This window comes from Vibrio sp. 10N.261.52.A1, from assembly GCF_002876325.1.
GTDB lineage: Bacteria > Pseudomonadota > Gammaproteobacteria > Enterobacterales > Vibrionaceae > Vibrio > Vibrio chagasii.
In genome coordinates this window covers 12516-27577 of record NZ_MCYD01000620.1, presented here as the reverse complement: position 1 = coordinate 27577, position 15062 = coordinate 12516, and the positions used below count along the sequence as shown (strand labels likewise).

General features: G+C 45.9%; 12 protein-coding genes. 9 read left to right on the top strand and 3 right to left on the bottom strand.

Features of this window, described 5'->3' with window-relative positions; genetic code table 11:
- The 8 genes from BCT81_RS11160 to rlmJ all read left to right on the top strand — a co-directional run.
- Window positions 1-946 (top strand): hypothetical protein (locus BCT81_RS11160; protein WP_102424308.1); only part of this gene is annotated, 946 nt, incomplete at its 5' end.
- Window positions 946-1980 carry a histidine kinase gene (locus tag BCT81_RS11155; RefSeq protein WP_102424305.1) on the top strand — a complete coding sequence of 345 codons (1035 nt, stop codon included), beginning with the start codon at window positions 946-948 and terminating at the stop codon, window positions 1978-1980. The genes BCT81_RS11160 and BCT81_RS11155, both read left to right, overlap by 1 nt.
- Before the next feature lie 93 nt (window positions 1981-2073).
- Complete coding sequence (locus BCT81_RS11150; RefSeq protein WP_102424303.1) at window positions 2074-2922, top strand: response regulator transcription factor; 849 nt, start codon at window positions 2074-2076, stop codon at window positions 2920-2922.
- Between the two features lie 176 nt (window positions 2923-3098).
- Window positions 3099-5873, top strand: coding sequence for an insulinase family protein (locus BCT81_RS11145; protein WP_102424301.1), 2775 nt, complete (start codon window positions 3099-3101; stop codon window positions 5871-5873).
- A gap of 253 nt (window positions 5874-6126) precedes the next feature.
- Complete coding sequence (locus BCT81_RS11140; RefSeq protein ID WP_102424306.1) at window positions 6127-6591, top strand: hypothetical protein; 465 nt, start codon at window positions 6127-6129, stop codon at window positions 6589-6591.
- A gap of 164 nt (window positions 6592-6755) precedes the next feature.
- Window positions 6756-8555: a protein translocase subunit SecD gene (secD, locus tag BCT81_RS11135; RefSeq protein WP_102424299.1), complete on the top strand. Its 1800-nt coding sequence runs from the start codon at window positions 6756-6758 to the stop codon at window positions 8553-8555.
- Between the two features lie 2 nt (window positions 8556-8557).
- Window positions 8558-9499 (top strand): protein translocase subunit SecF, encoded by a 942-nt coding sequence (secF, locus tag BCT81_RS11130; RefSeq protein WP_102424297.1) that lies wholly within the window; start codon window positions 8558-8560, stop codon window positions 9497-9499.
- Window positions 9500-9700: 201 nt separating this feature from the next.
- A complete protein-coding gene (gene rlmJ, locus BCT81_RS11125; RefSeq protein WP_102424295.1) occupies window positions 9701-10567 on the top strand; it encodes a 23S rRNA (adenine(2030)-N(6))-methyltransferase RlmJ in 867 nt (288 codons plus the stop codon).
- Window positions 10568-10864: 297 nt separating this feature from the next.
- Here rlmJ and BCT81_RS11120 read toward each other — a convergent pair whose 3' ends face one another.
- The 3 genes from BCT81_RS11120 to BCT81_RS11110 all read right to left on the bottom strand — a co-directional run bounded on the left by BCT81_RS11120 (window position 10865) and on the right by BCT81_RS11110 (window position 13986).
- Window positions 10865-11953: an alkene reductase gene (locus BCT81_RS11120; protein ID WP_102424293.1), complete on the bottom strand. Its 1089-nt coding sequence runs from the start codon at window positions 11951-11953 to the stop codon at window positions 10865-10867.
- Window positions 11954-12026: 73 nt separating this feature from the next.
- The gene (locus BCT81_RS11115) at window positions 12027-13220 is read right to left on the bottom strand and encodes an MFS transporter (RefSeq protein ID WP_102424292.1); all 1194 of its coding nucleotides are present in this window, start codon (window positions 13218-13220) and stop codon (window positions 12027-12029) included.
- An 82-nt stretch (window positions 13221-13302) separates the two neighbouring features.
- Complete coding sequence (locus BCT81_RS11110) at window positions 13303-13986, bottom strand: SDR family oxidoreductase (RefSeq protein WP_102424290.1); 684 nt, start codon at window positions 13984-13986, stop codon at window positions 13303-13305.
- 125 nt (window positions 13987-14111) lie between these two features.
- On the opposite strand from BCT81_RS11110, the gene BCT81_RS11105 reads away from it, so the two are divergent.
- Entirely contained in the window at window positions 14112-15044 is a 933-nt protein-coding gene (locus BCT81_RS11105) for a LysR family transcriptional regulator (protein WP_102424288.1), read from the top strand.
- Window positions 15045-15062 lie beyond the last annotated feature (18 nt).

Here is a 15062-nt window from a genome sequence, read left to right as displayed (position 1 = left end):
GTCTAATTCAGCGTTGGGTGATCACTACCTTGATGTGACACTCGGTAAGGTTCGCCTAGATTGGGGTGTTGGTTATGGCTACCGACCGTTAGACATTATCAAGCCTTACCGACAAAACCCTGTTGGCATTGTCGCAGAAGAGGGCGCAGGTGTGGCTTCAGCGTCACTGTTCGATATGACGGGCGAATGGACACTGCTTTACAGCGATTTATCATGGACTTCCCAAGATGTGAATCAATTCGAAAAGCAGAATCAGCAACAAGGGGTTGGCTTACGTCGTTACAATTTAGTAGGCGATCACGAATATCAATGGGTCGCTTATTACGACGATGTACGCCACGGCTTGCTTGGAGCGAGCTTGGTGTCGGTATTAAATCTCGCGTGGGAGTTTCACGGTTCGATGGTTTATCAACGACAAAGTTTGGGTTACAGCCAGCCCAACTCACTGCTTGAACCGGTTTATCTACAAGAGCAGGGCGAGGCTTACCAAGCCTTAGTTGGACTGACATGGGCCAACGAGACGGGCCACAATGTGGTACTGGAATACTGGTTTGATAGCCGCGCTTGGAGTGACTCTGAGTGGCAAAGCGCTTTAGAGAATGCGGAATCTTTGTCTGTTAATCCCATGACAACATCGTTGGCGGGCTCTTACGCTCAAGGCTATCAACACGCCAATTTGGTTCAACACAACCTCATGTTTCACTGGTCTTTGGACTCGGAACATGGCTGGCTTGAAGATATTACGCCTACATTTGATGTCATGCTGTCTCCACAGGACGGTGGCTTTATTGCTACGCAGTGGCTTAATTATCAGGCTTTCGATAATGGTGATTCATCGTTGGAATTGGAACTTGCTGCACGCTTTCTAGGCGGTAAAAGTGATTCTGCTTACGCCAACTTACCGGATAGTCATATGATTCTTTTAAATATCAAAGGACGATTTTAATGGACACTTCTTCAAACAGTCGCTTTTCATGGATTAAAAGCTTCGCGTTCACTACGCTATTTTGCGTTCTTATTGCAATTACAACCAATACGATTTGGGGAGGCGGGTTTACGCTCAACTTGGCCATCAGCTTCGGCTTTGGCTACAGCGCAGTTGGCTCTTCGTTTGTGTTGGTTGAACTATTCAAAAGGAAATCAAAGGCATTTGATGTAGGGGTATCAATGGTGATTGCAATGACCATTGGTACCTTGAATGCACACTATTGGTTGAACGGCTTTTTCGGCTCGAACCTTTCCGATCTCAAGTCTGTGATGCTGCTTGGTGTGATATTTTGTTCCGTTTGTTATTACTATTTCTACACAAGAGAGCAGCAGCTGCGTGCCGATAATGAATTAGAGGTGGCGAAGCGTCGCCAAGCTGATCAAGAAAAGGTCGTTGTACTTAGCCAGTTAAAACAGCTGCAAAGCCAAATCGAGCCGCACTTTTTGTTTAACACTCTTGCGACCATCAATGTATTGATTGAGAGTGACAGCGCCAAAGCTAAGTTGATGCTTGAAAAACTGACTGACTTGTTACGTGTGACCCTCAAGAACAGTCGTACTGAGCAATCGACCATCGCACAAGAGGTCGATTTGCTAGACGCGTATCTCAACATCCAGAAGATACGTTTGGGTGAGCGCTTAACGTTCTCGATTGAAACCAATGAAATCAGCGATCAGCAAGTGATTCCACCTTTCTTGATTCAACCTTTAGTTGAGAACGCGTTAACACACGGCATCGAGCCCAAGGCTGCTGGCGGTGAAGTTAATATCCGAATTGTTCAACAAGATGATCAGATGAAAATTGAAGTATCGGACAGTGGCGTAGGGCTGAAAACACCGTCTATTGCTGCTGGCCATGGTGTTGGATTGAGTAATATTCGTCAGCGTATTGATACCCTACACGGAGGTAAGGCGAGCCTGACGATCACAGAGCAAGCGACTGGCGGCGTGGTGTCGACTATCTTGTTGCCGTTGACTGATGGTGATGTCTAGAAATGGTTAAGCCGTGACGTTAGGGGCTGTGCCTTGGCTCTTAGAACAATGGTAAAAGTAGACGATTTACAGTGTGAATTTTAAGGAAGAATAATGATCAACTCAGGACTAAAGCCCAGCGTGACGGCAATTATCGCAGACGATGAAGCACTGTTAAGACATCACATGGATAAGAGTCTTGCTGAGGTTTGGCCTGAGCTAGAGATTGTCAGCAAGGCAAAAAATGGGACAGAGGCTATGCAGAGTATTCAGCAGCTACAACCTGATGTCGCCTTTCTTGATATTCGCATGCCAGAGCTTGATGGCATTTCGCTAGCCAAACAGTTGAACAAGCTTGCATCACCGCCGCTGGTGGTCTTCATAACTGCTTACGACGAGTATGCGGTTAAAGCCTTTGAGCACAATGCGATAGATTACCTACTCAAGCCAATCAATGAAGAGCGCCTGCTTGCTACCTGTCAGAAGATTCAAGCGCGCTTAGCAAGTAATCAAACACAGTTCGGTCACATGCCAGAACAACCCGACATCACAGCACTCATGAGTCAACTTCAGCAACTGTCACAATCGGCGTCACAGCAAACGCAGCCTCCTTATCTGTCGCAGAAAAAGTATCTCACGTGGCTCAAAGCCAGCGTAGGCGAAGACATTCACTTGATCGCTGTCGATGATGTGGCGTATTTCAAAGCCGAAGACAAGTACGTATCGATATTTAAGAAAGGGCACGGCGGGCTTTTAGAGGAGTTTATTCTTCGTGTATCTCTAAAAGAGTTACTCGCTCAACTTAATCCGGATGAGTTTTGGCAGATCCATCGCTCAGTGGTGGTGAAAGTGTCGGCCATTGATAAGGTCAAAAAAGGACTATCCGGTCAGATGTCGGCGTATGTATCCGGTGAGAAGCTTCCAATCAGCCGTGCCTCGCAAGCTCTGTTTAAAGGCATGTAGTCTGTTTTTCTTACCCTTACTCCTGAACTTCTAGTTGAATATGGCTGATTTCACATGGTTTATTGCAATTTATAAAATGACGATCCAGATCACAACTATACTCATTTGGTTCAATATTAAATAATAATCATTAGCTCAATCTGTATATTGTCAGTGAATGACATTAAGAGGTTGTTATGAAGACATATTATTTAGCGACGGCAATATGCTTTGCCCTGGTTGGTTGCAGTTCTACATCAAAAACCAATGAAACTTTAATTCAACCAGATCCTGCCTGGACATCTGCTCAACTGGACAATGGTTTTACCTACCATGTTTATCCTGATCATGAAGCATCGGTATCTGTGCGTTTAGTTGTGCACGCGGGCTCCATTCAAGAAACACCTCAACAAGAAGGCTATGCTCACTTTGTCGAGCACATGGCATTTAATGGCAGCAAGAACTTCTCTCAAAACGATGTTATTCGTCTATTTGAAGATGCGGGTTCTAGTTTCGGTGCGGACTTAAATGCTTATACTTCTTATGAAGAGACGGTGTATGAATTAGATTTGCCAGATAACCTCCAATTAGAGCAAGCCTTGACTTGGATGCGTGACGTTGGCGATGGCCTCGATCTCTCTAGTTCGGAAGTTGAAAAAGAAAAGGGAGTGATTCTTGGTGAGTTTCGTATGGCTCGTCTCGATGACAAGTCGTTCCCTGAGAAATATGTTGATTACCTATTCGAAGGCAGCCCTTATGAATCGCAAGATGCGCTAGGAACTAAAGCTTCGGTTATGGCTGCCACGTCGGAAGGGCTTACCGACTTTTACCAAACTTGGTATCAACCTCAAATCGTTGAGCTAGTGGTTTCTGGTGATGTGGACCTTAAAACAGTGATCCCAATGATTGAAGAGAAATTTTCGAGCTGGGAGCGCGGTAAAACGTCAAAGCCACAAAAGCAGAATACGACTTCGTTCAATGAAGGTGACTACATTGAATATGCTGGCAGAGAAGCTCCGAGTATTTCTTTGACGTTTAACCGAGGTTTAAACACTGTTGAAACCCACGCTCAACAACATCAGCGTTGGTTGGATGAAACCACTCAGATTCTTATTCAACAGCGTTTAGAGGCAGACTTTAATGATGCAGCGCTACCGACGCAATGGATAACGTCAGATAACATCAGGTTGGGTGCTCTGCTTTATTCATCGACAAGTGTTGGCTTCCCAGCAGGCAGCCGTGATGCGGTTCAGAAAGCGTTGGTTTCTACTTTAACGTCGTTACGTGATTACGGTGTTTCTGAAGGAGAAATTGCGAGTGAGCTCCATTATTATCAAGACTCACTGGATGATATTGAGCACGACTGGGATAAAAGGGACAGTGTGGATCACGTGAACGATAAAGTGAACGCATCACTGTCTGGCGATATTGTCCAATCTCAAAAAGACTATCAGGCCAGCATGGAAGCCTTTCTTGCTAATTTAAGCCTTGAAGTGATTAATAAAAATATCAAAGAAGTCCTTTCGAGTGATTACTTTTTGATTGTCGGCATGGATGACAATGAGGATCGCACAGCGATTCTGGCTTCTCTAGATGGATTAAAAGCTTCTTATAGTCAGCAGGGTACACAGACATTCGTAACGGCAACAGCCAGTGCATTTGCTTCGCCTACCGTACCCGGCGAGGTTGAATTGGTAGAGCAAATGTACGCCGATCCAAATATTCAAAAGTGGACTTTAAGTAATGGTATCGACATGTGGTACCTACGTGATTCATACGCGAAAGACGATGTTGGAATAATGTATGTGAGTCTTGGCGGTAAAGCGGCGTTGGATCCGGATTTATACGCAGCTGCAAATGTGACATTACCTGTTATTGCTCGAAGTGGTGCTGGTGACTTTACGGGATCTGAGCTGAAAGCCTACTTTGATCGTGAAGGGATTTTAGTCGATTCTTTTATTTCTTCGACGCGACATGGCATTGAGTTTAATATCGAAAAAGATGGGATGAGTGACGCGTTTGCTGCGCTATATACCTTCATGGTGTCTCCTAAAGTGAATTCTGATCAGCTTGAAGCTGTGAAGCAAGAGCTAGTGCAAGATAAAGAGTCCTTCCTAAGTACGCCTGTTGGTCAATTTGAACAAGCGATCAATCAAAATATTTATCGCTCGGGAAGCCGCCATCTATTCGTAAATAAAGAGCGTGTTAAAGCGGTTTCTGTTGAAGATGTCCGTGCTGTTCATCAACAATTATTTGGTCAACTAAGACACAACCAGTTGGTGGTCGTTGGTGATATCGACCCAAGTGAGTTGAAACCTCTAGTTCGTAAGTACTTAGCTTCAATTCCATTGCAAGCGGGGACGGTGCCAGACTTCAAAGTGGAGTACAAGCAACCAGCGAAACCACGTATTGATGTCGCGATCAACAACGTAAATAGTGCGGAATATATCTTACGAGTGATTCCAGAGCCGACGACGATAGAAAGTGGAGGCTGGACTGCAAAAGATGTCTTCATGGAAGACTTATTGCAACGTTTAGTCGCATCTCGTTTAGACTCTTATGTTCGTGAAGAGTTGAGTTTAGATTATTCACCTTATGCTTATGCGGCTTCGAATGATGGTGAACCGACTCATGAGTGGGTAATCGGAGCAATGATCGCGCCGGAGAACGTAGATACTGTTGAAATGGCGATTGATAGAGTGATCTCAGACCTCCTACAAGGTATTTCTGAAGACGAACTGCATTCGATAGTAAAACAGTTTGAAGCTGACTTCGTGCCACTAGAGGCAAGCTCTATCGATCAGGCGTGGTTTGTGTCTCGTTATCTATTGTATGGGTATGGAGTGGAAGCTTTGGCTGATGTTGACCGAGTCGCTAAATCAATATCGGTTGAAGACATGAATGCTCTGCTCCATCACCTATTTGGCGAGAATAGCCGTAAGGTTAAGAACATCATGCGTCCTGAAGCTTAATCGCTTTGATACTGTGTAATAGCTATAAAACGTCATAACGATCAGCGTTGGACGCATACGTAATGGAAAGCCAAGCCTAGTTGCTTGGCTTTTTCTTTTTTTAGAAGCATCGAAGCTTAATCGGTTGCATCGAATCATTTTCTAAAAAAATGTTTTAAATCAAGACAGCGTTTCATTTGTGTTGTAGATTGGCGATCTACGAGAATGTTGTTTGGATATTAGATTGCTTAAACTGGGTACCCGATTAGTCTTAATGTTGTTTTTACTGAGCTTTGGCTTAGTGAACTCTAACGGCTATTCGTTTCCTTCTAAGCCGTTTCAAATCGAGACTGCTCAACAGCAATCTTTCGCGCAAAAACAGTGTCAGAACGCTGCTATTGATGACCCATCGGCCTATTTGGAGTGCGATAAAGCTCAGCTAGGCGCTTCGTCAGTAGGTGACAGCTCCAACTATCACGATACTGAATCTAGCCTTCAAGCGACGACTTACCGACGTATGTCAACCAATGAGCAAGAAAGCGCGCCCGACCTTGAGCCTGCTTATCACTTGCTGATTGACTTCTCTCCCCCTTCTTTACTGGCTTCGCTGTTAGCGACAACCCCGATGTTGGACCTCAAACAGCACTGGACCAGTATTGTCAGCTCTCCGCCTTCCCGTTTGTCGGGGTGGAAAGAGGGCAACATCCAATATTCACATTTCCGAGAACTTATTAGCTAATCGTTTGCCCCTGATTGGTCGCATCGACGATCCCTTGTGTCCGTTGTTCTATCCAATCTTCAAAACAATTCGCGAATGCACTCTGCTGTCGTTTAATCAGTTTGGTCTGGTTGGCGTCAGTTTCGTACCTGTTCGCAACATATTAGCTTAAGAAATAAGAGATCTTGACTGTGAAAAAACGCATTCCAAGAAAACAAATCAACCACTACTCGAAGTGGAAATACGTGGTACTTATCACCACCATTATCATCATGGTTCTGAGCGCTTTACCGTCTTGGTATGGCGAAGATGCTTCGGTTCAAATTAACAATCGCTCTGAGCAAACCATCGACGCGACGCAGGTGACTCAATACCTCGCGAGCGAAGGCATCCAAGCTAAATCGGCTTATCAGAAAGACAAGCGTTTAGTGGTGATCTTAGAAGATGCCGAGCAGCAAGCAAAAGCCAAAGAAGTGCTTAATGAGCATCTGCTTGATACTGCAACCGTCGCGTTAGCAATGGAGCCAGCGGCACCAAAATGGCTGACTGACATGGGCTTTGCACCGATTCAGTTAGGCCTTGATTTACGTGGTGGTGTGCAGTTCCTGTTAGAAGTGGACATGGAACCGGTTTATCACGCACAAGCGCAATCTGTGGTCGACGAGATCACCAGCCAAGTGCGTTATGCCCGCGGTAAAGTTGTAAACGACAAAGTGGAATTTAACTTCCGTACAGATGCAGATTTCGAAAAAGCACAAAAACTGATTCGTGAAGAGTTCCCACAATGGCAACGTGACCGTTCAGATAAATCGCTAACGTTAACTCAGTCTGAAGAAGAGCAAAGAACGCTACGTAACCTAACGGTTCAACAAAACCTGCAGATCATGCGCAGCCGTATTGAAGAGCTTGGTATCACCGAAGCTTCAATTCAACGTCAAGGTGAAAGCCGTATCCGTATCGAATTGCCGGGTGTACAAGATCCTGCAGCTGCAAAAGACGTGATTGGTGCCACTGCATCATTGGCGTTCTACTCGGTTTACGACAACCCAACACGCAACACTCAAATGCTAAAAGATACCGATGGTAACCGTGTGGTTGTTGCTCGCAAAGCAGTACTAAGTGGTGAACATATTATTGATGCACGCAGTGGCATTGGTGAAATGGGCAGCGCAGAAGTAAACATCACCCTAGATTCTGCGGGTGGTAAGAAAATGTCTGAGTTCTCTCGTCATAATATCGGTAAGCCAATGGCGACAGTGTACAGCGAGTACAGCCGCGACAGAGCCGGTAACAGTGAGAAAACCAGTGAAGTGATCAGCGTTGCGAACATCCAATCTCAATTGGGTAGCCGCTTCAGAATTACAGGTGCAGGCAGCATGGCTGAAGCGCAAGAGCTTGCTCTATTGCTTCGTGCAGGTTCACTAACAGCGCCAGTCACTATCATTGAAGAGCGTACCATTGGTCCATCTTTGGGCGCAGAAAACGTGACTAACGGTTTTGCTGCACTGGCGCTTGGCCTTGGTCTTACTCTAACGTTCATGGCGCTATGGTATCGCCGTCTTGGCTGGGTCGCGAATGGTGCGCTTATCGTTAACATGGTAACGCTGTTTGGTCTGATCGCATTGCTACCGGGTGCGGTATTAACACTGCCGGGTATTGCGGGCTTGGTATTAACCGTTGGTATGGCGGTGGATACTAACGTACTTATCTTCGAACGTATTCGAGACAAAATGAAAGAAGGACGCAGCTTTGCTAGCTCCATCGATCGTGGTTTCGATAGCGCGTTCTCATCTATCTTCGATGCTAACTTCACCACCATGATTGTAGCGGTTGCTCTTTACACCATTGGTAACGGACCAATTCAAGGCTTTGCTTTGACACTGGGCTTAGGTCTTCTAACCAGTATGTTTACGGGCATTTTTGCTTCACGAGCGATCATCAATTTGGTTTGGGGGCGTGACCAACGCCACGATGTAAGGATTTAAGCATGAGTACTTCAACAAAAATGACAATTTCAGAACGCTATTTTTCAAATAGCAATATGACTCTCCTTCGTAAGGTGATGTCGGTAATCTCTATTGTGTTGTTCATGAGCTCGGTGATGCTGGTGGCAGTGAAGGGGTTCAACTGGGGCTTGGACTTTACAGGCGGTGTGGTTGCTGAGGTTCAACTTTCTGATCAAGTGACCAAAGACGCGCTGAAAACACAGCTTGATGTCGCTTTCCAACAAGACGTGCAAGTGGTTGGCATGGCAGAGCAAGACCGCTGGACCATTCGTTACAGCCAACTGACAGACGCACCGCAGATCAACTTAGTTGATGCTTTGGCATCGGTGAGTGACCAAGTGAAAGTGCTTAACAGCAGCGTGGTTGGCCCTCAAGTGGGTCAAGACATGGTTGACCAAGGTGGCTTAGCGGTATTGGTGTGTTTCTTAATGATCATGCTTTACCTAAGTGTAAGATTTGAATGGCGTTTAGCTCTAGGTGCTCTGGCTGCGATCATTTACGACGTGACGATTATCTTCGGCTTATTCGCCTTGACTCAGTTTGAGTTCAACCTAACGGTGCTGGCGGCGGTATTAGCGATTCTAGGTTACTCACTCAATGACTCGATCATTATCGCTGACCGTGTCCGTGAGATGCTGCGTGGCAACCCTAACGGCGATACCGACAACCTGCTTAACGAATCAGTTAAAGCAACGTTCTCTCGTACTATGGTGACTTCAGGTACGACGTTGTTGACGGTATCTGCGCTTTGGTTGCTTGGTGGCGCAGCGCTACAAGGTTTTGCGATTGCATTGGTTGTGGGCATTGCGAGTGGTACATGGTCTTCAATTTCGGTCGGTATCACTCTTCCGAAATTACTTGGCTTACAGCCTTGTCACTATCAAGTAAAACCACCTGTAGAAGTTGAGGGTGAGTACCCTTAGGTTATCTATTTTGATAATGCTGCAACTCAGTAAGTGAGTTCACTTTGGCCCTTCGTTTTTAACCGAACGAAGGGCTTTATTTTATTTAAGAGTCAAACAGTTAGGAAAAGAGAGCCTATTTCAAAAAACGACGGATTGAGCAGGCAAGTACTAATGATATGAAGTATGTTTATATGACGTTAGTAGAAATGAGGCAAGGGAATGGAATATCGACATCAATGTCACGTAGGCGACCACGGTGATGCACTGAAGCACCCTGTATTAAGTGCTCTGGTTCAGTCATTAATGCAGCAGCATTCGCGCCTCAATGTTATCGACACTCACTCAGGTACAGGGTGTTATGACCTAACCACTGCGCCAAGTAATCACGCGGGTGAATTCGCAGAAGGGGTTGGATATCTTTGGCGAAACAAGGCCTACCTTCCTGAGTCATTCGCATCTTTTATGTCGGTGTTGGAATACTACAATCCGAATCAACTTATTACGCTGTATCCTGGCTCGGCGGCGATTAGCTATCAACAAGGTCGCAGCCAAGATAGCTTCTATTTTTCAGACATTCAGCAAGATGAAGCCGATTTACTGCAAACCAACATTGAGAAGTTGCAACGTGATCTGGATGTCTCTAGTAAGCTGACCATTACTGCGGGCGATGGGCTTAAAGCACTGCCTGACGATGTTGCGAAACATGACAGCCATCACCTGATAGTTATCGATCCACCTTACGAAACGGACTCCGAATATCTCGCGGTGATTGATGCTTTGGTTAAGGCCTATCAGCAGTCGGAGAGAGTCTCTGCGTTAATTTGGTATCCGTTATACACAGATGATCGAAGCTCTCTAATATTGGACCACTGTGTGACAGCGGTGAAAGATGGCTTGTTGCCAAGTCCGATAAAGTCGGAATTGCGACTGCGCGACCCGAAAGGGGATGATCGCCTTATTGGCAGTGGCTTGCTGTTATTTAACCCACCACAAGGCATTGCAGGGACGGTTGCTGACACGCTCGATTATTTGCATAGTCAGCTTGCAACCAATGGTGAAGGCTACTGGCAAATGAAAAGCCTATAAATCTGATTGGTATGGGCTTTCTGATGAATTAGTAGACACAGCTCACTAAATTACTGTTATTTATGTGGTTTAAATTGACCAAACGCTAACTTTTATCGATTGATTAATTGCCGTGAATCATTTAAAAATGGAATATCAGTGCGCGCAAGTGCATAATGGCTCATAAGTTAAATAATTAGCCCAAATTAATATCAGATTGTGGTTTACCCCCTAAACTGCATTAGGCTCGCACTAGTCACGCGAGCCTTTCTTTTGTCTGTCGTAAAACTCAAGGCAACACCATCACTTCAAAATCCACTACAACGCAGGATAATCGATGTAGCCTTTTTCGTTGCCGCCAAATAGGGTCGTGCCATCGAGTTGTGCTAGCTTGCTGCCGTTTTGTAGGCGTGGTACGAGATCAGGGTTGGCGACAAATGGGCGACCAAATGCGACGAGATCGGCGTAGCCTTTGTTTAATACTTCTTCGGCGCGTTGTGGTGTGTAGCTGCCTGCGACGATGATGGTGTTGGAGAATAGTTCTCTTAGTTCTACTCGGAAGCTTTCAGGAATAACAGGTGCGTCATCCCAATCGGCTTCTGACAGGTGCAAATAAGCAATATCACGAGCTTGCAGTGCTTTCGAAGCCTCCAAAATTGTTGGCACTATGTCTGGGCAGTTCATGTCTTTGAATGTGATGAATGGCGCCAAACGCACGCCGACTTTATCGGCACCTATCTCTGCAATAACAGCATCAACCACTTCAATCAGGAAGCGAAGTCTGTTCTCACGGTTTCCACCATAGTTGTCGTTGCGCTTGTTTGAGTTGGTTCTTAGGAACTGGTCAATCAAGTAGCCATTGCCACCGTGGATCTCGACGCCATTAAAGCCTGCCTTGATGGCTTTCCTTGCTGCATTCGCAAAATCTTGAACCACTCGATCGATGTCTGCTTGAGTCATCTCTCTTGGTTGGATGCAATCGACCATGTTGCCATTACCATTCTCGTCAGAAATCCACACCTGAGTTTCTATTGGAGCCAAAGCTGACGGTGCAATCGGCAGTTCGCCCTTTTGAAAGGTAGGGTGAGACACGCGGCCGACATGCCAGAGCTGACAGAATATTGCTGCGCCTTGTTCTTTGGCTGCTTTGGTTACTGACTTCCAACCTTCAATTTGTGCATCGGTGTAAACGCCGGGAGTGAATGAGTAGCCTTGAGAGTCATCAGAGATCTGTGTCGCTTCAGTGATGATAAGCCCAGCGCTAGCACGTTGTTGGTAATAGGTCGCCATCATGTCGTTTGGCACGTTTCCAGGTTGGCTAGTACGAGCTCGAGTCATAGGTGCCATAACGACACGGTTTTGCAGTGCTAGGCCTTTGAGTTCTGATGCTTCGAATAATTTGTTCATGGTATCCACCTTGTTTTAATTCAGTACTTTTTAATTCAATGTTTTTAGTTTTGTATTCAGGCTATAGAGCGGATTACTTGCTTTCCGCTGGGCTGAAAATCGAGTTGCTCTGAGGCTTATCAGCTCGGTTGGCTTTGGCAATAAGTAGCAAGCCAATGACAGGAACAACAACGGCTGCGAATGGAATCATTCCTGCGCCTAGGTGGCTGTCGAGTACCATGCCACCAAGGAATCCACCGAAGGCATTCGCTAGGTTAAAGGCTGAAATGTTGGCTGTAGCAGCAAGTTCTTGTCCTTCGCCACCGTGGTTCATTACTCGAAGTTGCATGGCAGGAACGTTCGCAAATGATGCAATACCAAAGACAAATGCAGCTGCAACGAATAGGATTTTGTTGTCTACCACTAGGCCCACCACAACCAGTGAAGCGATCATCGCGACAGCCCAAAACATGGAAGCTTTGCCTAAATCTTTATCGGAAGAGCGGCCGCCCAATGTGTTACCTATGATTAAGCCAACACCGACAATGACTAAGATCCAAGTAACTGAGTCTTGACCGTAACCCGTGATGTGCATGGCAATAGGCGCAAGGTAGCCGTAAAGCGTCATAAACCCAGACCAAGCAAAAGCGGTGATCGCTAAGCTGATAAGCAGCATTGGATTTCTAAATGCCATTAGTTGAGTTTTGATGTCTTTCGCTTCGCTGTGACCGCTTGATTTGATAGATGTCAGGATAGAAATCATTGCGATGGTGCCAAGTGCAGCTACGGTAAAGAAGGTGGTGTGCCAACCGAACTGCAAGTTAATCCATGTACCAGCGGGAACGCCAAGAACGTTAGCCAGTGTTAACCCTGCGAACATTTGACCAACCGCGCGGCCTGCCATTTTTTCCGATACCAGGTTGGTCGCAACAACCGCACCTATGCCATAGAAAGGCCCTTGAACTAAGCCTGCAATTACACGGCTAGCGAGCAGCAATGAGTAGTTAGGCGCTAGGGCTGACAAGACATTACCAATAATGAATAGCGCCATTAATCCAATCAGTACCATCTTCTTATTAAAGCGAGCAAGGTAGATGGTTAAGATTGGCCCACCGATAACGATAGCTAACGCGTAAGCACTGATTAGATAACCTGCTTGGCCTTCTGTGACCGAAAGGGATGTAGCAATTTGTGGAAGAATGCCTGCGATAACAAACTCAGCGGTGCCGATCGCAAATGCTGCGAGTGTCAATATCCAAACTTGGAATGGGATCTGTTCTTTTTTCATGATGATCTACCTATGTAAATTCTGGTTTGTTAGGACGTGAGACAAACGCCCTAACCATTGTTCTTTGTGTCTTTGTGAGGTGTTAGCCGAGTAGAGCGCCGCCATCGATGTCGATGATTGACCCAGTTACGTATGGGTTATTAATCGCGAACAGGTAACCCATGGCTATCTCTGAAGCTTCGCCAACCTTGCCTGCTGGTAGGTTGTTTTTGGCGTTGTCGTACATGGTGTTACGAGATGAGTCGTCCATATTCTTGTAGGCTTCGGTCATAGTTAAACCTGGGCTGACGGCGTTCACTCGAATAGGCGCGAGTTCTTTTGCAAGCACTTTAGTCACGCTCTCTAGTGCGGCGTTGATGGCGGTTTTTACGTAAGTGCCAGTGACCACTTTGCGTGACAACATGCCTGTGGTGAGCGTGATAGAGCCCTTGGGTTTGATGTAACGTGCCGCATGCTTGGCGACGTTCAGGCTGCCCCAAAATTTGGTATCAAATGCCGTTTTTGCGTCTTCAAGAGCAACGTCGGTCACCTTTCCTGCGGGAGCAGATGAGCCAGCAGTGACCACCAAATGATCGAAGGGACCAATCGATTCGAAATACTCGCAAATCGACTTTTCATTGCTGATATCAACGCCTGTATGTCGGCTCGCAATGTGTACAGTGTTGTCTTCGTTTCTCAATTGCATCGCTAATGCTTTACCGATGCCAGACGTGCCACCAATGATGACGAAAGTGCTTTTTTCTTGGTTCGTTACTACGTTGTTCATGCTCTGAATTCCTGCGTGTTCTGCTGATGGTTGGTCATTATATTTATTCGATTAATTTTGATAATTGACTAAAATATGAATTCATTATTCGGGTGAGATGAACAGTATGATGAGGTAGAAGTAGCATGGATAAGTTTTCAGACATGGCGATGTTCGTCAGTATCGTGAAGCATCAAGGTTTGGCTGCAGCTGGTCGGGAGCTAGGTTTATCGCCTGCGACCATGACAGCAAGGCTTCAGGCACTTGAAGAACGATATGGTGTGAAGTTGCTGAATCGAAGTACTCGACACGTGTCTTTGACCGATTCTGGCGAGTTGTACCACAAGGCGTGTTTGGAGATATTGGATAACGTTAGCGAAGCCGAAAATCTGATTCAAAATGGTGTCAAAGAGGTTAAAGGACCATTAAAGATCGCCGCGCCGAAAGACATCGGCAAGCAGTACATTCTTCCGATTCTCTCTGAGTTCTGTCAGCAATATCCAGACGTGATCCCTTACCTGTATTTGAATGATAACCTGTCGAATATTGCTGAGTCGGGTATGGACGTGGTGATTCGTTACGGAGAGTTGGTCGACAGCAGTTTGATATCTAGGCGCTTGTCACCAAGCCGACGTGTGCTCTGTGCTTCTCCTGAATATCTTGCCAAGCATGGTACGCCCCTAACGCCACAAGACTTGGTTGAACACGACTGTTTAGCCATGCTGCGCAGCAATGAAGAGCTCAAGACATGGCACTTCCAAGATCACGATATGAAGAAGTCGATTACCGTTGTGCCAAAACGATTCTCAGATGACGGCGAAGTGATTCGTTACTGGGCATTAAAAGGCGAGGGTATTGCCCTTAAATCGGTGCTGGATGTGCAAGATGACATCAATAACCAACGCCTTGTCACTCTGCTCAATGGCTATATGAAAAACTTCAATACTTCGACCTCTGTATCGAGCGCCGACTTGAATGTGGTGTACATCAGCAAGAAGTATCAACCTAAGCGAATTCGACTGTTTTTGGATTTCCTAATCGATAATTTTGGCCGTTTGACAGATAAATCAATTAATTAACGCGATATGACAAAACTC

Coding starts and splice junctions, on each gene's coding strand:
- BCT81_RS11155 (WP_102424305.1), top strand. CDS start 946: ATGGACACTTCTTCAAACAGTCGCTTTTCATGGATTAAAAGCTTCGCG.
- BCT81_RS11150 (WP_102424303.1), top strand. CDS start 2,074: ATGATCAACTCAGGACTAAAGCCCAGCGTGACGGCAATTATCGCAGAC.
- BCT81_RS11145 (WP_102424301.1), top strand. CDS start 3,099: ATGAAGACATATTATTTAGCGACGGCAATATGCTTTGCCCTGGTTGGT.
- BCT81_RS11140 (WP_102424306.1), top strand. CDS start 6,127: ATGTTGTTTTTACTGAGCTTTGGCTTAGTGAACTCTAACGGCTATTCG.
- secF (WP_102424297.1), top strand. CDS start 8,558: ATGAGTACTTCAACAAAAATGACAATTTCAGAACGCTATTTTTCAAAT.
- rlmJ (WP_102424295.1), top strand. CDS start 9,701: ATGGAATATCGACATCAATGTCACGTAGGCGACCACGGTGATGCACTG.
- BCT81_RS11120 (WP_102424293.1), bottom strand. CDS start 11,953: ATGAACAAATTATTCGAAGCATCAGAACTCAAAGGCCTAGCACTGCAA.
- BCT81_RS11115 (WP_102424292.1), bottom strand. CDS start 13,220: ATGAAAAAAGAACAGATCCCATTCCAAGTTTGGATATTGACACTCGCA.
- BCT81_RS11110 (WP_102424290.1), bottom strand. CDS start 13,986: ATGAACAACGTAGTAACGAACCAAGAAAAAAGCACTTTCGTCATCATT.
- BCT81_RS11105 (WP_102424288.1), top strand. CDS start 14,112: ATGGATAAGTTTTCAGACATGGCGATGTTCGTCAGTATCGTGAAGCAT.